This window comes from Pseudarthrobacter sp. GA104 (assembly GCF_009741265.1).
GTDB lineage: Bacteria > Actinomycetota > Actinomycetes > Actinomycetales > Micrococcaceae > Arthrobacter.
In genome coordinates, this window is the sequence record NZ_WOWL01000001.1 from 2,930,640 (window position 1) to 2,948,633 (window position 17,994).

The 17,994-nt window shown below is 64.8% G+C and carries 15 protein-coding genes; 5 read left to right on the forward strand and 10 right to left on the reverse strand.

Annotated features, from left to right (window positions below):
- The first annotated feature begins 1 nt into the window (after position 1).
- Both GK109_RS13360 and GK109_RS13365 read left to right on the forward strand, forming a co-directional pair.
- Complete coding sequence (locus tag GK109_RS13360; RefSeq protein WP_157241103.1) at positions 2-535, forward strand: RidA family protein; 534 nt, start codon at positions 2-4, stop codon at positions 533-535.
- A 16-nt stretch (positions 536-551) separates the two neighbouring features.
- Complete coding sequence (locus GK109_RS13365; protein WP_157241104.1) at positions 552-1,463, forward strand: NUDIX hydrolase; 912 nt, start codon at positions 552-554, stop codon at positions 1,461-1,463.
- A gap of 189 nt (positions 1,464-1,652) precedes the next feature.
- On the opposite strand, the gene GK109_RS13370 is transcribed toward GK109_RS13365, so the two are convergent.
- Positions 1,653-2,330 carry a Crp/Fnr family transcriptional regulator gene (locus GK109_RS13370; protein WP_050684013.1) on the reverse strand — a complete coding sequence of 226 codons (678 nt, stop codon included), beginning with the start codon at positions 2,328-2,330 and terminating at the stop codon, positions 1,653-1,655.
- A gap of 251 nt (positions 2,331-2,581) precedes the next feature.
- Between GK109_RS13370 and GK109_RS13375 the strand changes: the two genes are divergently transcribed.
- A complete protein-coding gene (locus GK109_RS13375) occupies positions 2,582-3,766 on the forward strand; it encodes a MarP family serine protease (protein ID WP_157241106.1) in 1,185 nt (394 codons plus the stop codon).
- Between the two features lie 3 nt (positions 3,767-3,769).
- Here the strand turns inward: GK109_RS13375 and aroQ are convergent, their stop codons facing one another.
- From aroQ to GK109_RS13400, 5 genes are all read right to left on the reverse strand, one after another.
- Complete coding sequence (gene aroQ, locus GK109_RS13380) at positions 3,770-4,231, reverse strand: type II 3-dehydroquinate dehydratase (protein ID WP_157241108.1); 462 nt, start codon at positions 4,229-4,231, stop codon at positions 3,770-3,772.
- A 121-nt stretch (positions 4,232-4,352) separates the two neighbouring features.
- A complete protein-coding gene (locus GK109_RS13385; RefSeq protein WP_157241110.1) occupies positions 4,353-6,545 on the reverse strand; it encodes an alpha-galactosidase in 2,193 nt (730 codons plus the stop codon).
- 140 nt (positions 6,546-6,685) lie between these two features.
- Positions 6,686-8,026, reverse strand: a complete 1,341-nt coding sequence (locus tag GK109_RS13390) for a sugar ABC transporter substrate-binding protein (RefSeq protein ID WP_157241112.1) — start codon at positions 8,024-8,026, stop codon at positions 6,686-6,688.
- A 48-nt stretch (positions 8,027-8,074) separates the two neighbouring features.
- The gene (locus tag GK109_RS13395; protein ID WP_157241114.1) at positions 8,075-9,001 is read right to left on the reverse strand and encodes a carbohydrate ABC transporter permease; all 927 of its coding nucleotides are present in this window, start codon (positions 8,999-9,001) and stop codon (positions 8,075-8,077) included.
- Positions 9,002-9,013: 12 nt separating this feature from the next.
- Positions 9,014-9,958, reverse strand: a complete 945-nt coding sequence (locus GK109_RS13400) for a carbohydrate ABC transporter permease (RefSeq protein ID WP_157241116.1) — start codon at positions 9,956-9,958, stop codon at positions 9,014-9,016.
- Between the two features lie 207 nt (positions 9,959-10,165).
- Between GK109_RS13400 and GK109_RS13405 the strand changes: the two genes are divergently transcribed.
- Entirely contained in the window at positions 10,166-11,371 is a 1,206-nt protein-coding gene (locus GK109_RS13405) for a Gfo/Idh/MocA family protein (RefSeq protein ID WP_157241118.1), read from the forward strand.
- A gap of 10 nt (positions 11,372-11,381) precedes the next feature.
- The gene (locus GK109_RS13410; RefSeq protein ID WP_157241120.1) at positions 11,382-12,437 is read left to right on the forward strand and encodes a LacI family DNA-binding transcriptional regulator; all 1,056 of its coding nucleotides are present in this window, start codon (positions 11,382-11,384) and stop codon (positions 12,435-12,437) included.
- 82 nt (positions 12,438-12,519) lie between these two features.
- Here GK109_RS13410 and GK109_RS13415 read toward each other — a convergent pair whose 3' ends face one another.
- The 4 genes from GK109_RS13415 to GK109_RS13430 form a co-directional block, all read right to left on the reverse strand.
- Positions 12,520-13,851 (reverse strand): ABC transporter substrate-binding protein, encoded by a 1,332-nt coding sequence (locus GK109_RS13415; RefSeq protein ID WP_157241122.1) that lies wholly within the window; start codon positions 13,849-13,851, stop codon positions 12,520-12,522.
- 72 nt (positions 13,852-13,923) lie between these two features.
- On the reverse strand, positions 13,924-14,757 hold the full coding sequence (locus GK109_RS13420; protein ID WP_157242935.1) for a carbohydrate ABC transporter permease: 834 nt from the start codon (positions 14,755-14,757) through the stop codon (positions 13,924-13,926).
- Between the two features lie 77 nt (positions 14,758-14,834).
- Positions 14,835-15,770, reverse strand: coding sequence for a carbohydrate ABC transporter permease (locus GK109_RS13425; RefSeq protein ID WP_157241124.1), 936 nt, complete (start codon positions 15,768-15,770; stop codon positions 14,835-14,837).
- Positions 15,757-17,820, reverse strand: coding sequence for a beta-galactosidase (locus tag GK109_RS13430; RefSeq protein ID WP_157241126.1), 2,064 nt, complete (start codon positions 17,818-17,820; stop codon positions 15,757-15,759). Before GK109_RS13430 ends, GK109_RS13425 begins: the two co-directional genes overlap by 14 nt.
- Positions 17,821-17,994 lie beyond the last annotated feature (174 nt).

A 17,994-nucleotide genomic window follows, 5' to 3' on the forward strand; every position in this document is an offset into this window, starting at 1 on the left:
CATGGGCACCTCCGCAGAGGCCAAGCCCGGCGCAGCAGCGGCGCCTGTTTCGGCTGTTGAGCAGCGGCTCGCAGACCTTGGGCTCACCCTTCCCGAGGTCGCTCCGCCTGTGGCCGCCTATGTCCCCGCCGTGATTTCCGGCAGCCACGTGTACACCTCGGGACAGCTGCCGTTCATTAACGGCAAACTCCCGGCAACCGGCAAAGTGTCGGCCGGAACCGAAGGCTACGCTGACGAGCCCACGGTGTCCCCCGAAGACGCCCAGCGGTTCGCGGCCATCTGCGCCGTCAACGCCCTGGCAGCCGTCAAGAGCGTCATTGGTGACCTTGACCGGATCACCCGCATCGTCAAGGTTGTGGGCTTCGTCTCGTCCGATCCGTCCTTCACAGGACAGCCTGGTGTCATCAACGGCGCGTCGGAACTGCTGGGGCGCGTCCTCGGTGACGCGGGCCAGCACGCCCGTTCCGCCGTCGGCGTCTCCGTGCTGCCGCTCGATTCTCCTGTTGAGGTCGAACTCATAGCGGAATTCAGCTAGGACCGGTAGGTTTCCCTTGCCTCAGCTAGCTCGACGGCTCTTTGCTCTTCCCCAGGACCTTGAAGGGGCCGCCCAGAGCTGGCTCGAACACGGCGAACGGACGCCCCGCGCGGCGCGCCTTGCGTCCTCGGTGGTCCTCCTGCGCGATTCCCCCACAGGCCTGGAAACCTGGCTGGCCTACCGGCCGGGGTCCTCGCCGTTGGGCGTCCTCGCTTTCCCCGGCGGATCGCTGGACGCCGCCGACGACGATCCCGTGGGCTGGCTCGGCCCCCCGCCCCAGCATTGGGCTGAGCAGATGGGAACGGACGACGTCGGGCTGGCGCGGCGCCACGTGCTGGGCGCCATCCGCGAACTCTTCGAGGAAACCGGCGTGCTGCTGGCCGGCCCGGACATGGCCAGTACGGTGGAAGCGACGTCGACCCCGGAGTGGATGCGCGCCCGCATTGCCGTGGCTGAGCAGGAGAAGACCTTCCCGGAGATCCTGGCAAAGCGGGGACTGTCCGTCCGGGCGGACCTGCTGAAGTCACTGGTCAACTGGCGCAGCCCGGACTTCGCGCACCGTCGGTTCGACACCCGCTACTTCGCCGCCACCGTGCCCCTGAACCAGCAGCCCACCCTGCTGGACGGGAAGGGCGTCTGGGGGCGCTGGGTCAATGCTGCCGACGTGATCGCCGAGCGCGATACCACCGCCCTGGGCGACGAGGTTGGCCAGGAGAATACAGTGGGCCGAACCTTGGGTGAGCTCCTGGTCCCCGGCTCTGAAATCATGCTCGAAAAGATGGCCATGGCCAACGGCTGCATCGCCTACCTGAGCTACAAGCGCAAGGCCCACGTGTACCAGCCGGTCCTGGTTGAAGAGGACGGCAGGCTCATGCTCGAGGTCGAGGCCGCCAAGACGACCCCGGACGATCCCCAGCGCGAACGGTAGGTCCGCGGCGGGTTTCGGTCCGGTTGGCGGGCTGCCGCCCACATGAAACGCTCTCTCACTTGATGTTGCTTTTCCACCGACGCTCTCTCGCTTTCCTTAGGAAAGTGAGAGAGCGTCGGCCGTTTTAGCGCATCAAGTGAGAGAGCGTTCGCGGGGAAACAGGGGCCCGGGGCCGGAGGCGGCGGGTTGCTAGCGGGAGCGCTGGCGGAGGCGCTGCATGTCCAAAATGACGACGGCGCGGGCTTCCAGCCGGAGCCAGCCGCGCTGGACGAATTCGGCGAGGGCCTTGTTGACGGTTTCGCGGGATGCGCCGACGAGCTGGGCGAGCTCTTCCTGGGTGAGCTCGTGGGCTACCAGGACACCGTCCGTCGCCGGCCGCCCGAAACGGTCTGCCAGGTCAAGCAGCGCCTTGGCAACGCGGCCCGGAACGTCGGAGAACACCAGGTCGGACAGCGAATCATTGGTGCGGCGCAGGCGGCGGGCCAGGGCCTGCAGCAGCTGCGCGGAGACCTCGGGACGGGTGCGGAGCAGTGTGTTCAAGCTCTCGTTCCGGAGGCCGGCAAGCCGGGTCTCGGAGACGGCGGTTGCCGTCGCGGTCCGCGGGCTGGGATCGAAGAGGGCCATTTCGCCGAAGAGTTCACCCGGGCCCAGGATGGCCAGGAGGGATTCACGGCCATCGGGAGAGGTCCGGCCGAGCTTCACCTTGCCGGAGACGATGAAGTACAGCTGGTCGCCTTGGTCGCCTTCACGGAACACCGAAGCGCCGCGGGACAGGTCCACCTCGGTGAGCTCGTCCGTCAGCAGACGGAATGCGTCGTCGTCGAGCGTGGCGAAAAGGGGTGCTCGGCGCAGTACCTCGATGTCCATGAAATCTCCTGAATAAAAGTGTCGGCTGTGGCGCTTGTGCCATTGTTTCAGAATTTTCAAGGTTCTGTGACGAACTTGGCAGGCAAAACGCCCCGATGCAGGGCTCCAACGGCCGGTCGGGACCTATTTCGGGCGGCCGTGAAGGCGGCGGGCAGCGGGACTCCACACGGCCCGCAGGGCGGGGAGCTGTCCAGAATATTGTCAGCATCCAACATTAGAATGAAGGTTCAACTGCTTAATAAGGAGCCTCATTGGTCGGCTTGACTGTCTTGGACCTGGTCCTGATCCTGGCGCTGCTGTCCTATCTGGTTTACGGCCTGCGCAATGGTTTCCTGGTGACAGTCGGCGGCATTGCGGGATTCGCTGCCGGAGCAGTGGCAGCCTTTTTTGCAGTCCCCCTGGTGAGCGGCTTTGTCCAGGACTCCGGATGGAGGCTGACCGCCATCGTGGCAGCCGCCGTCGTCCTGGTGGTCCTGGGGCACGGCCTGGGGACGATGGCAGGCCGGCAAATCCGCGGCGCCGTGCGGATCCGGCCCTTGCGTGCGGTGGACCGGCTGGTGGGCGGGGCCGTGAACGTGGTGGTATCCGCGCTGGTGATGTCCATGCTGGCCTTCAGCATCGGCTCCCTGGGCGTGCCGCTTGTGTCCCAGCAGCTGGCCGAATCCAAGGTCATCCGCTTTATCGACGGCCTGACCCCGGACCCCGTCAAAGCAACCATGGCGCAGCTTCGCTCCACGGTGATCGGCAACGGCATCCCTACCCTGCTCGAGGGACTGGAGCAGGGCCCGGCAGTGCCGGTACCGAACGCCAGCACCGATACGCCGGCCCTGAACCGTGCCGCCGATTCCGTGCTCAGGATCGCGGGGACCGCCTACCAGTGCGGCCAGAACCAGACAGGCACCGGGTTCGTGGTCTCTGCGGACCGTGTGATCACCAACGCGCATGTCGTGGCGGGCGTGTCGGAGCCGGTGGTGGAACTGCCTGACGGCGGGGCGATGCCCGGGCGCGTCGTCTACTTCGACACCAAGCACGACCTCGCGGTGCTGGCCGTGGACAACCTCCCCGCTGATGCGCTGGCGCTTAGCCCCGACCTGCCCAACGGCAGCCCCGCCGCTTTTGCCGGCTACCCCCACGGCGGACCGTTCCAGTCCAAGCCGGCCACGGTCCAGGACATCACCACCGTGATGGTGCCGGACATCTACGGCAACAATGCCTCCCCCGAGGAGATCTACCGCCTGGCCGGCGACGTGCAGCCCGGGAACTCCGGCGGGCCGCTGCTGACCATGGAGGGGGATGTGGCAGGGGTGATTTTCGCCAAGGCGACCGCAGACACGGAAATGGGATTCGCCATCACCATGGATGACCTCAACCCGGTGGCCTCTCAGGCGGCGTCGTTGAGCGCTCCGGTTTCCTCCGGGCAGTGCATCCAGAAGTAGCGGTTAGAGGACCTCTGCGAGGTAGTCAATCGCCAGCCGGTACCCCACAACGCCTGCGCCCACGATGACCGCCGAGCAGACGGGGGACAGGAACGAGTGGTGCCGGAACTCTTCCCGCTGGTGCACATTGGTGATGTGGACCTCGACGGCGGGCAGCTGCACGGCAGCGAGGGCGTCACGGAGAGCCACTGAGGTGTGGGTGAACGCCCCCGCGTTGATGACGATGCCCGCGGCGTTGCTCCGGGCGGCGTGGATGACGTCGAGCAGGACGCCTTCGTGGTTGGACTGGACGCATTCGACCGTAAAACCGTGGGCCTCGGCGGCTGCGGCCGCCAGCTGCTCTACATCCGCCAGGGTGGACGTGCCATACTTTTCCGGCTCCCGGGTTCCCAGCAGGTTCAGGTTGGGCCCGTTGATTACCAGGATGGTACGGCGGGCGGCAGGGTCGGTGGAGGCTTCAGTCATGAATGACAATCTATCGGCTGGCTTCGGGTGCCGTGCATTCTTACGCCGGCACCCCCATCGATCGCTCCGTAAATGCCGTTTTGAAGCGTGAAAACGACGTTTACGGAGCAATCGACGGTCATTAGAGTGCGGTGAACCGCACGAGCAGCCCGTGCTCGGGGTTGAGGTTGGGCATGGGCAGGCCCACCTCGGCGAAGAAGCGTCCGGTTGCCTCCGCCCCGTCCGCCAGCCAGGCCGGCGGCTGCACCTGGGTGTAGGTGTGGCCGTAGTCGGAGTCATCCGGAGTGGGGAAGATTGCCTCCGCGCGGTAGCTGCGCTCAGGGTCCAGCCCCGGGATGCCCAGCCGGCCCGGTACCTCGGCGGCGGAGGTGCGCGTGCTCACCAGGGCGAACAGGGCCGCCGTCGTGCCTTCAGCCGCAGGGGCCCCGGTGACGACGCCGTGCAGCAGCAGGGCATCGCCGGCAACGTCCGCGTGGACGCGGCGGCCGCTGTGGATCAGCGCGCGGTGTTCCTTGAACAGGGCGATGAAGCGCTTGAGCTCCTCACGCTCAGCCCCGGTGACCTGCCGGACATCCCACTCCATGCCGAAGTGGCCGAACAGCGCGGAAATGGCCCGGAAGGAGAGATCGTGCGTGCGGGCGGTGGTGTGCGAGGTGGTGGGGCCGATGTGGCTGCCCACCAGTTCCGGCGGGACCACCGCGCCCGTCCAGCGCTGGATGGTCTGCCGCTCCAGCGCATCGTTGCAGTCGGACCCCCAGATCCGGTCCGTCCGCTCCAGGATGCCCAGGTCCACGCGTGCCCCGCCGGAGGAGCAGGATTCAATTTCGACGCCGGGGTGCGCCTTCCGGAGCTCGTCGAACAGCCGGTAGGCGGCCAGGGTCTGCTCGTGGACGGAGGAGCGGCCGGCATGGCCGTGCTCCGTGAGGTCCCGGTTCTGGTCCCACTTCAGGTAGCTGATGTTGTTCTCGCGCAGGAGAGCATCGATGCGGCTGAAGATGTACTGCCAGGCTTCAGGATTCACCAGGTCGATGATGTGCTGGTTGCGCCATTCCAGGGGAAGCCGTCCGCCGTCCTTGTGCTGGACGGCGGACGGGCCAACGATCCAGTCAGGATGTGCCCGGGCGATGTCTGAATCGAGGTTGACCATTTCCGGCTCCACCCACAGCCCGAATTCCATGCCGCGGGAGGTGGCCGCCTCAATGAGCGGCGTCAGCCCCTGGGGCCACAGGCTTTCATCCACGTACCAGTCGCCGAGGCCGGCGTGGTCGTCGCGGCGGCCGCGGAACCAGCCGTCGTCGAGTACGAAGCGCTCCACGCCAAGATCGGCCGCGGACTCGGCCAGCTCAATCAGCGTGTCCAGGTTGTGGTCAAAGTAGACGGCCTCCCAGGTGTTGAGCACCACCGGGCGCGGCTTGCCGGCGGGCCGGCCTGTGGAAGCGGCGGGCAGCACGTGGTGCGGACGGGACCGGAACCAGCTGTAGAAGGCTTCGGTGATCCCGTCCAGTCCCTTGTCCGAATAGGCGGCGAACAGCGCGGGCGTTGTGTAGCTGCCGCCGGCTTCAAGGATGACTTCGGCAGGTCCCAGGAGCTCTGAACCGCCGATCATGGTGCGGCCATCACCGATGGTGTCGGCGAACTGCTCGTGGTTGCCGCTCCAGGCCAGGTGCGTGGCCCAGACTTTCCCGTGCCGGTTGCCGAAACCGGCGGTGCCGGCGGCGAACAGCAGGGAGGAATCATGGCCGGTGCGGCCGTGCCGGCCCGTCCGGACCCAGGTCCCCTGCTGGATGGCCCGGCGCTGCGGGTGGCGCTCGCGGCACCAGCGGCCGGTGAGGTCGAGGAGCTCGACGGCGTCAGGCGCCACGGGGAGGACGGTCGCCAGTTCGTCGAGCTGGTAGGGGGTAGTGCCGTCATTGGTGACGGTGTGCCGCAGTTCCAGCAGGCCGCCGTCGTGCAGGGCCAGGGTGGATTCCACCGTGAGGCCGGCATCCGGGTCCGACTGGACGATGACGGCAGAACCGCCGTTGGCGCTGGCTGTGGCAACGCGGAGGCGGGCCGAGAAATCCAACCCGGAGACGCCGTCGGCCATTCGGGAACCGCGCAGGGCGGCCCTGCCGCGCCACGACGACGAAGCCTGGGGGAGGAGGCCCGCCGGAACGCGCGCATCGATGGCGGAGTGCGGGACCGGGGCGGTGAGGATGGCGAGGTCCGGCAAGGTGGTGCCCAGGTCCGCGCCCCAATGGATGACCTCGGCCTCTCCGCTGTCGAAGCTGATCACCAGGCTGGTGCCGGCGGAACGGAGGTGGAGGGGGTCCATAGAGATCTCTTTCGGTTTTGTGGGGTGATGCTAAGCAGGGTGGTGGATGCCGCCGCCGCGAGGAGGGGACGGCGGCATCCAGCCGGGTGGCTGCGACCACATACGCAGCCACGAATTGGGGGCGTTGCCGAAGCAGGGGCCTACTTGAAGAGGGCGTTGACCTGTTCGTTGGCCTGGGTGAGGGAGCTCGCCGGCGCCTTGCCGGAAACCACCGCGTCCATGGCGGGTTCCATGATGCCCTTGACCTTGGCAGTGTTGTCCGTGATCGGGTACAGGAAGGTGGTCTTGTTCCTGACGTGCTCGGTGAAGGCGGTGACGTCCACGCCCTTGGCCTTGAAGGCCTCCGACGCCTTCTCGGACGAGGCCTTCAGGGCCGGGAAGACAACAGCCTTGGACGCGACGACGTCCTGGCAGTCAGCCGAGGCGAGGTACTCCACCCACTTGATGGACGCGTCCTTCTTCTTGGTACCCGCCCAGATGGAATCGGCCAGGCCGTTGAACATGGAGGCGCGCTTGCCTTCGGGGCCCACCGGGGTAGGCGCGATGCCCACCTCGACGCCCTTGTAGCCGGTGTACTGGCCGATCATCCACGAGCCGTGGGCGTTGATGGCGGACTTGCCCGCTGCGAAAGTGTCAGCCATGGCCGCACCGACGGTGGTCTCCAGCTTGGGCATGTAGCCCTTGTCGGCCAGCCCGGAGAACCAGTCCATGCTCGCCTGGAACTTGGGGTCGTCGTAGTTGTAGCGGGTGCCCCACGGGTTTTTGTCCGTGTGGGACCAGCCGGTGGTGTTGGTGAGGTAGCTCCACTCGGTCTGGCCCGAGGAGTCGCCGCCGCCGTTCAGGCCCAGCCCGTAGACCTGGACGTTGTTCTTGTCGAAACCTGGCTCGTCGCCTCGCTTCCCGCTCTTGTCCACGGTGAGGTGGGCGATGACCTTTTCATAGGTGCCGCCGTCTTCCGGGTTCCAGGTGAGGTCCTTCATCTGCTCCTCGGTGATCCCCGCGCTGGCGAGCATGGCCTTGTTGTAGAAGAGGCCGATGGTGTCCCAGTCCTTGGGCAGGCCGTAGCGCTTGCCGTCCTGGCCCACCCAGAGATCGGCGAGGCCTTCGTTGTAGGCGGTCAGGTCGATGTTGTCCTTCTTGACGGCGTCGTCGATGGCCAGCAGCTGCTTGTTTTCTGCCAGTTCGCCGTAGCGTCCCAGGTGGTTGGTGAACACGTCCGGGGCGGTGCCGCCAACAAAGCCGTTGGTGAGGGTGCTCCAGTAGTCATCCCAGCCGCGCTGGGTGATCTTAACCTTGATGTCCGGGTTGGCCTTGGTGAAGTCATCGGCGCACTGCTGGTAGGCGGGGAGCTGGTTGGCGTCCCAGAGCCAGTAGCTGATCTCGCCCTTGGCTGATTCAGCCGAGGAGGAGGATCCGCTGCAGGCGGAGAGGGAGAGCGCCACAGCGGCGGCAACGGCAACGGCGCCGAGGGATTTCTTCATGGTTCTACTTTCCTTTTGGGGATGGGAGGGAGGCGGTGAATGGGGTTCTTATTTGATGCCGGAGAAGCCGATGGAATTGACGATCTTCTTGCCGAAGACGGCGAAGAGGACCAGCACCGGCAGGGCCGAGATGAGGGTCGCCGCCATCAGGCCGGACCAGTCCGGTGCCCCCTGGGGTGACTGGGACTTGAAGACGCCGAGCCCCACCTGCAGGACGCGGACATCGTCCTGCGACCCCACCAGCAGGGGCCAGAAGTATTCGTTCCACTGGCCGATGAAGGTGAGCAGCGCCAGGGTGGCGATCGGGGCGGCGGCGTTGGGAAGCACAATCTGGAAGAAGATGCGCAGGTGCTTGGCGCCGTCGAGCATGGCCGCCTCCTCCACCTCCCGGGACATGTTCAGGAAGAACTGCCGGAGGAAGAAGATGGCGAACGGCGTCATGAAGATGTACGGGAGGACCATGCCGAGCATGGTGTTGAGCAGGTCCAGGTTCTTGATCAGCAGGAAGTTGGGCAGTGCGGTGAAGATCGGCGGGACCAGCATGGTCCCCAGGAAGAGGCTGAAGACCGCATTCCGGCCCTTCCAGCGCAGCCGGGCAAAGGCGTAGGCGGCCATCGCGCTGAAGAACACGGCGCCTGCCGTAGTGATGGAGGAAAAGATGATCGAGTTCCGCAGGTAGAGCCAGAAGCTGATGGCTGCACCGGAACCGCCCTCTGCGACGGCGTCGGCCGGGCTCTGCAGGCCGAAGACCCGCAGGAACGCGCCGAAGCTGAACTCAGCGGGAAGGAGGCTGGTTGCGTTGGCGGCAAGCGCGTTGTTGGTGGACAGCGCCGTGCGCAGGACCCAGAAGAACGGGAGGACGGAGACGGCGATGGCGAGGACAATGAGGGCCCAGGCGCCTGCGCGGCGGGCGTTGAACGGACGACGGCGGCGGGCTGGCGCCGGCAGCGTTGCGCGGCTGGTGGTGGTGGTCATGCGGGAGGCTCCTTAGTCCAGGTCCGACTCGTTGCCCTTGAGGAACTTCATCTGGATGAAGGCCACCAGGGCGAGGATGAGGAAGAGAATGACGGCGATGGCTGATCCGTAGCCGAAGTCCGACTCGGTGAAGGCCCGCTGGTAGATGTAGTACTGGATGACGCGGGTGGCGTTGACCGGCCCGCCGCCGGTGGTCACTGCGACAGTGTCGAAGACCTGGAAGGAGCCGATCACCGTTACGACGAGGACGAGGACCAGGACCGGCCGCAGCAGCGGAAGGGTGATCTTGGTGAACGTCTGGAAAGGTGAAGCGCCGTCGAGTTTGGCAACTTCATAGACGTGGCCCGGGATGGCCTGCATGCCGGCGAAGATGAGCAGGGCGGTGTAGCCCATGTGGCGCCAGGTGTTGATCAGGGCCTGGGTGGGGATGGCCCACTCCTCGCTGCCGAAGAACGCGACGCGGGGGAGGCCGGCCCACTCGATGAACTGGTTGACCACGCCAATCTGGTAGTCCAGCATCCAGAACCACAGCAGTGCCGCGATGATGTTGGACATCATCCAGGGCAGCAGCAGGGCTCCCCGGATGAGGGTGGACTTGGCGACCCTGTTCATCAACAGTGCCAGGCCCAGGGCCAGGGCGGTCTGGAGGACGATATTGAGGAAAACGTACTGGCCTGTGACGGCCAGGGAGTTCCAGAAGAGTGGATCCTTGGCGATCGCCGTGTAATTGTCCACCCCCACCCACGTGGGGTCTCCCAGGATGTTGTACTCCGTGAAGCTGAGGTAGACACCGCGGATGGTGGGCACCACGTAGAAGACGACGAAACCGATCATTGCCGGGGCGATGAACAGCAGTGCGATCTTGAGATCGCCGAACCGGCGGAGGCTGCCCCGCGTCTTGGCTGCAGACACCGCTGCGCCGGTGGCGGATCTCGGGTTTTTGGCAAGGGTGGTCATCTTCGACCCTTTCCTGACTGTGATGGGGGTAACAACTAGGGAAGAATCTACACGAGTAGATTTGAGTGGGCAAGGGGCTAAATTTTTCTTTTTGTCGGTAGGCATTAATCCATTCACCGGACTGTTGACTCGAGTAGATTGCAATGAAACACTGGGAATCCTCCGGAGAGCGCTTGCCGCGCCCCTGCAATCCTCGAAAGGCAGACGATGACGTTTTCGATCGGCGTAGTAGGAGCCGGCCAGTTCGGCAGCCAGTTCGCGCACCTGTTCAATCTCCACCCGGGCGTCAGCAGCGTCTTCGCTGTTGACGACGTTGCCCATCGCGCAGCCGAGGCCGCCGGGCGCTACCATTTGGCCGGCACGATGGCGACTTTTGAAGACCTTCTGGCTTCCGACGTCGACGCCGTTGCCATCTTCACGCAGCGCTGGACGCATGGTCCGCTCGTGGAGCAGGCGCTCCGGGCGGGCAAGCACGTCTACTCAGCCGTTCCCATGGCGATTTCAGAAGAGGAAATAGCGCGGATCATCGAGGCCGTCCGGGAAACCGGCCTGGTGTACATGATGGGGGAGACCAGCTACTACAACCCCGCCACAGTCTTTGCCCGCAAACAGCTGGCCGAGGGTAAATTCGGTCGGATCTTCTACGCCGAAGGCGACTACGTCCACGACATGGACCTGGGCTTCTACGAGGCCTACCAGTACAGCGGCGGCGAGCGTTGGAAGGAAACCGCCAGCTACCCGCCCATGCTGTATCCCACCCACGCCGTGGGCGGCGTGCTGGGAGCAGTCCCGGCCCACGCAGTCAGCGTCAGCTGCGTGGGCGTCAGGGATGACCGCAACGACGGCGTCTTCGACAAGGACGTCAGCATGTTCGGCAATGACTTCTCCAACGCCACCGCGCTGTTCGAGCTGAACGACGGCGGCGTCATGCGCACTAACGAGATGCGCCGGGTGGGCTATCCCTCGCACATCCGCGAATCGCGGTTCCGGTTCTTCGGGACGGAGGCCAGCTTCGAGCAGCTCGCCACGGTGTCCGTCTGGCAGGACAAACAGAACGTCCACGACATCTCCGAGCAGATGGAGACCCGGCCCAGCATCCCCCTCGATGACCCTTCCCTTGCGAACGTTGCGCCGGAACTGAGGGATGCCTTCGTCTCAGGCCTGGCTCCGGTCCATGATCCCGGGCGGCTTCCGGAGGAGTTCCTGGGCGCGCCCAATGGCCACGAGGGCAGCCACCACTTCCTGGTGGACGACTTCGTGACTGCCGTGAACAACCGCACCCTGCCTCCGGTGAACGCCTGGGTGGCCGCGCGGTTCACCCTTCCGGGGATCGTTGCCCACCAGTCCGCCCTCAAGAACGGCGAACGGCTCCCCATCCGTGACTTTGGCGATGCGCCGGGTACAGGTACCTAATATGGACAGCATGACTACTCCGGCAGTGCAGACTGCGCGCGGCGGCCCCGTGACCCGCAAGGACGTTGCACGCTACGCCGGCGTGAGCACCGCCGTCGTCAGCTATGTGGTCAACGGCGGCCCCAAGAAAGTTGCTCCAGCCACAGAAGCGAAGGTCCAGCACGCCATCCGCGTCCTGGGGTACCGGCCCAACGCGGCGGCCCGGGCTCTCAAGCTGGGCTCCAGCGAGACGCTGGGCCTGGTGATTCCGGACATCTCCAATCCGTTCTTCGCCCAGTTCTCCCACGCCGTTGAAGACGCGGCCGCAGCCCTGGGCTACGCCCTGGTGCTGGGCAACTCGGACGGAAACCTTGCCAAGGAACGGCGCAACATCCGCAACCTCGCCGCCAGGCAGGTGGACGGCGTGCTGTTGGCCAGCGTCCTTTTTGAACCCGACCTGGAGGTCCTGGAAACCGCGGACATCCCGTCGGTGCTGCTGAACCAGGAACGCGACGCGCCGGGCTTCAACAGCATCGGCGTTGACCTCGCCGCCGGCGCCAGGATCGCCGTCGAACACCTGATTGGCCACGGCCATACAAACATCGGCCTGGCCATGGGAACCAACGTTTCCGGCAGCACTGACGGTCGCGAGGTGGGCTGGCGCCAGGCACTGCAGGAGGCAGGTTTGCCGGAGGGGCCGATTGCGTACAGCGGATTCACGTGGCCCGGCGGTTATCTCGCCGGTCAGCGCCTGGTTGCGTCAGTCAACAGGCCGACTGCCATCTTTGCCACCTCGGACACCCAGGCAGTGGGCCTGTTGCGAGCAGTGCATGAGGCAGGTCTGGCTGTGCCGGGCGAAATTGCGGTGGTGTCTTTCGACGGATCCATCGAAGCTGAGTACTCGTGGCCGCCTCTGACCACGGTGGAGCAGCCGGTGGCTGCCATGGCGGAAGCGGCGGTGGCCGCACTGGTGGGAGCCACTCGCGGGGAAACGCCACAGCATCGGATCTTCCCCACCAAACTTCACATCCGGCAGTCCTGCGGCTGCCCGTGGACGCCGTCCGCCGGGGCGCCGCAAGGCGGATAATGCATTAAGGACTGGCCGCCACCTCTGCTGAAAGCGGAGGTGGCGGCCAGTCCTGCCAGAAAGCAATCCCTGGGGGTTGAGGCTACTCCTTCACAGGAATCGACTGTGACTTCAGGGAATCGATAGTCTTTTTCTCGCCTGTCTTGAGCGCGTCCAAGAGGGTGCCGTCGCCTCCCGCGGCCTTGCCGAACCCGTCAGAGACGTCGGTGTACGTCTGGGTCATGGTCGGGCCCCAGGTGAAGTTGGGATCGACGTTTGATGATGCCTCGGCGAAAACTTCGTAGATCTTCTGGCCGCCGAAGTAGTCCACGCCGCCGGTGAACGCAGGGAGGTCCTTGGCCGACTTCGCAGCCGGGTAGAGCCCGCCGAGTTCATTTGCCAGTGCCAGAGCCTCAGGATCCGTGTTCAACCACAGAGCGAATTTCGATGCCTCGTAGGGGTGCTTGGAGCCCTTCAGGACTGCGGTGGAGGAACCGCCCCAGTTGCCGGCGGGCTTTCCACCGTCTTCCCACTGAGGCATCGGGGCGACAGCCCACTTGCCGGCGGTATCTGGGGCACCGCTGGCCAGCGTTGAGGCGCCCCAGACCGCGGAGACCCAGGTCCACTGCTGACCGGTATTGAACGAGGCATTCCACTCATCGGAGAAGGACGGCAGCGTGGATACCTGGTTCTTGTCCAGCAGGTCCTGCCAGTAGTTCGCCACCTTCTCGGATTCGGCGCCGGTCAGGTTGACCTCCCACTGGTCGTTGGCGCTTGAGAACCACTGCCCGCCTGCCTGCCATACGTTGCCGGCGAACCAGTTGACATCGCTGCGGGGGAAATTGGTGATGTACGAACCGCGGGCTTTGATCTGCTCGGCAGCCGCGGCGTATTCGTCCCAGGTGGTGGGAACCTTGATGCCTGCCTCCTTGAAGAGATCCGCCCGGTAGAACATCGCCATCGGTCCGCTGTCCTGCGGGATGGCATAGACGGAGCCTTCCTCGCCGAAGGTGACCTGGCCCCACGTCCAGTCAACGAACTTGTCCCGGGCGTCGGACACTCCTTCGCAGGCGGCGATGTTCTCGAGGCCGTCCTGGACGCGGAAGTTGGGCAGGGCGTCGTATTCGATCTGGCCGAGGTCCGGGGCGTTGCCGGCCTGCAGCTGGTTGAAGAAGTTCTGGTACGTGCCGGAGTTGCCGTTGGGGCCGGTCTGTACCTTGACCTGGATATTTTCGTTTTCTTTGTTCCACAGATCCACCACCTTTTCCATGCCGGGGACCCAGGTGGTAAAGGTCAGCTCGACCGGACCGGATGAGGGTTCGCAGGATCCGGCGGCCTTGGTTTCCGTGGTGCCTCCGCCGCCTGAGCAGCCGGCGAGGGCCAGCGCTGAAACAAGGGCAAAGGCTGCAGTGGCTTTTCCGTAATGCGCGCGCATTTCTATTCCTATCAGTGGGGGTGCTGTACCGGGGCGGAAGCCGCGGGACGGTTTGCGTGGGAAGGATGGAAGCTATTTGACGCTTCCGGCGCCGAGCCCGCTGCTCCAGAAGCGTTGAAGCGCAAGGAACGTTCCGATAAGCGGGAGGATTGAGACAAGTGCGCCGACGATCACCAGGACGCGGAGCTCGGGAATCTGGCTGATTTGGCTGTTCCAGGCGTAGAGGCCGAGCGTGACCGGAAACAGGACCTGGTCGCGGAGCATAATCAGGGGCAGGAAGAAGTTGTTCCAGATTGCGACGAACTGGAACAGGAAGATGGTTACCAGCGCCGGGGCCATGAGGCGCGTTGAGACCGTGAAAAACGTCCTGACTTCGGAGGACCCGTCGAGCCGCGCAGCTTCCAGGAGCTCGGTGGGCACGCTGGCCGCGGCATAGATGCGGGCAAGGTATACGCCGAAGGGGCTGACCAGGCTCGGAAGGAAGACGGCCCACAGGGTGTTGGTCAGTTTCACTTCGCTGAAAATCAGGAACAACGGAAGCGCGAGAGCCGTCGCCGGGACCAGCACCCCGCTGAGCACGATATTGAAGAGAGCTTCCCGCCCCCGGAATTCGTATTTTGCCAGCGCGTAGCCGCACATAGCCGCGATGACGGTGCCCATGAGGGCGCCCAGTCCGGCATAGAGGGCGCTGTTGGCGAGCCAGCGGCCGAAGACACCGTCACTGTACGTGAACAGGTTGCCCAGGTTTGCCAGGAAGGTAGGGGCCGAATCCATGGTGAACCATAGCGGAGCGGTACTGGTGATCTCTCCGCCCGTCTTGGAGGAGGACACCAGAAGCCACCAAATGGGGGTGAGGAAGTAGAGCGTGAAGACGCCCATGATGAGCATCGCCGCGCTGCGCGACATCACGCTGTGACGGGGCCCGCGGGCATTGGCCGCCCCGTGGGTGGACTTGGGTCCTGCTGCCGTGACCGTTGCTGCACTCACTGGGAGACCTTCCGCTGGGTTGCCTTGAGGAAGACGAAGGAAAGAACGAATGTTGCCAGCGCCAGCACCACCGAGAATGCTGCGGCGAGGTTGTAGTTGGGGACGGAAGCTGTTGTGTACACCGCGAGGTTCGGCGTGAATGTGCTGCTGATCGCCGAGCTGAAGCTCCGCAGCGTCTGTGGTTCCGCGAGCAGCTGGAGGGTGCCGATGATGGAGAACACGCCGGTGAGGATAATGGCCGGGACCACCAGCGGGATTTTGATCCGCCAGGCAATCTGCAGGTTGCTGGCGCCGTCGAGCCGGGCCGCCTCGTATATTTCAGTCGGGATGGCCAGCAGGGATGAGTAGATGATCAGCATGTTGTAGCCGACGTACACCCAGGTGACGATGTTGGCGATCGCCCACAGGACCAGTTCTGCGGAGAGGAAGTTCACCTCTGAAGTGACGGCTTCAAAGGGGGACAGCGACGGCGAGTACAGAAACCCCCACATGATGGCGGCGATGACGCCGGGAACTGCGTAAGGGGCGAAGAATGCTAGCCGGAAGAACTTCTTGCCCTTGAGGAGGGGCGAATCGAGCAGCAGGGCAAACAGCAGGGCCAGGCCCAGCATGATTGGCACCTGGACCACTCCGAAAAGGAGCACCCGTCCAACCGACTCCCAGAATTCGGTGTTCTGGAACACCTGCTGGTACTGGACGAGTCCGCCGAAGACCTGCCGGGGAGGGCCGAAGGTCCCTTTGCGTTCAACAGTCAGCAGGGACTGCACCACCGCGAAGATGATGGGTACGGCGTAGAAAGCGAGGAAGAGGACGCCGAACGGCGCAATGAACAGGAAGACGGCGCGGCGCTGGGCGCCGGTGGTTTTGGCTTTCCGGGTCTTCGGCGTCCCCAGGGCCGCTGCCGGAGCGGTGCTTGGTCTAGTCACTTTCATCATCCTTTTGGCTGGCGCTGGGGCCAGCGGTCTGTGGAACAGGATCGGAGGTGCGGACGACGCGCACGGCGCCCGCGGGAACAACGACGGCATGGGACACGTCCTCGCCCACAATCAGTTCGTGGCCGTGGGCGGCGTACTTGTGGTCCTCGTCGGAGTGGTTGATGAGGAAGACGTAGCTATGGTCGGCGCCGGAGCGGACCACGACTTCAAGGCCGGTGGGGGAGCCCAGGACGTTGATCCCCGCCTCGCCGGCAGCCCCGGTGACGACGTCGCGCAACGAGGCAGGATCAAGGACGGTGCCGAGGTACCAGGCGTTGCCGGCGCCATGGCGGTTGCGCGTGACGGCCGCGGTGCCGGACAGGTGCCCCTCGGTGAAGGTCAGCTGCGCCTCGGCGCCTTCGAGGCGCATCGCTTCACTCCAGAGCGAGGCGGTGGAACCGTTACTCAAAGCCAGGGTCCGTCCGGGCGGCAGGGGGTAGAACTCCTCGGAACGAATGCCAAGCATGGTCCGGAAGGCCCCCGGATAGCCGCCGGCAAGCACCTTCTCGTTTTCATCCACGATGCCGCTGAAGTAGGTCACAAGGGCAGTACCCCCGTTCGCGACGTATTCGGCCACCGCGGCGGAGTCCTTTTCCCGCACAAGGTACAGGCCGGGAACGACGGCCAGCTTGTACCTGGAAAGATCCGCGCCGGGGGCAACGACGTCAACGGTGATGCCTGCCTCCCAGAAAGCGGCGTACATGGCATGGACCTGGTCGAGGTACCCAACATCCGATGACGGGTGTGACTCCTGGTCGTAGGCCCACCACGCTTCCCAGCTGAACACCAGGGCGGCCTCGGCCTTCACCGTGGTCCCGGCGACCTCCGCAAGCGTCTCCAAAATGCTGCCCAGTTCCAGGACCTCCCGCCAAATACGCGAGTCCGTTCCTGCATGGGGAAGCATTGCCGAATGGAACTTTTCACTGCCTTGCACTGAGGCCCGCCACTGGAAAAAGCAGAGCCCATCGGATCCCCTTGCAAGGTGGGCGAGGGAATTGCGGAGCATCTCGCCAGGGCCTTTGGCGATGTTGCGTGGCTGCCAGTTCACGGCCGAGGTGGAGTGTTCCATCAGTAGCCATGGCCGGCCCTGGGCAAGCCCCCGGGTTGCGTCGGCAGCGAAGGCCAGTTCGGTTGCGGGAGCATCAAGCCGGTGGTCCAAATAATGGTCATTGGCGATCACGTCCATATGGGGTGCCCAGGACCAGTAATCCAGGTTGCGGATGTGGGCCGTGACCATGAAGTTGGTGGTGACGGGAACGGTGCTGTGCTGCCGGAGGACTTCAGCTTCGGCCTGGTAGTAGCCAAGCAGTTCATCGGAGCTGAAGCGGTGGAAGTCGAGAACCTGGGTGGGGTTGTTCGTGGAGACGGTGGTCCTGGGCGGAAGGATCTGCTCCCAGCTCGAATACCGTTGGGACCAGAACGTGGTGCCCCAGGCTTTGTTGAGCGCATCCAAAGTGCCGTACCGCGCCTTAAGCCAGCTACGGAAGGCGCCTGCGGAGACGTCGCAGTAGCAGAGGGCGTTATGGCAACCAAGCTCATTGGAGACATGCCACAAGCGGACAGCAGGGTGGGCGCCGTAGCGGCGGACGGTTTCGCCCACGAGCCTGAGGGCGTGTTCCCTGTACTGCGGGGAACTGGGACACCAGGCCTGGCGGCCGCCCGGCCAGGCGCGGGTCCCGGACGCGGACTGGGGAAGAATCCCGGGGTGCAGGGTGGTGAGCCAGGCCGGGGTGGATGACGTGCCTGTTCCGAGGTTGACCCCGATGTTGTTCGCATGGAGGAGGTCCAGGATCTCGTCCAGGCGTTCAAACGAGTATTCCCCCGGGAGTGATTCCAGTTCCGCCCAGCCGAAAATGTTTACTGCGACAAGGTTGACCCCCGCCTGCTTCATCAGCCGGACGTCTTCCCGCCAGATGGCGCTGTCCCACTGTTCGGGGTTGTAATCGCAGCCGTAGACAAGCTTTCCGCTGCCGGACAGTGCCTTGACGGGCGTTCTGGTGGGGCTCAACCCTGCTCCTTCAACTTGCAGCAGACGTGCAAGCCGGGGAGAGACCCTGCGGCATTGGACGCTGTTGTCGAATTTCTGTGAACGTTCCCAGGGATGCGCGCCAAAGTGTGATGCGGGTTATCTGGGAACGTTCACAGAATATCTTCGCCCTGCTGGCATGTCAACGGGCGGGCG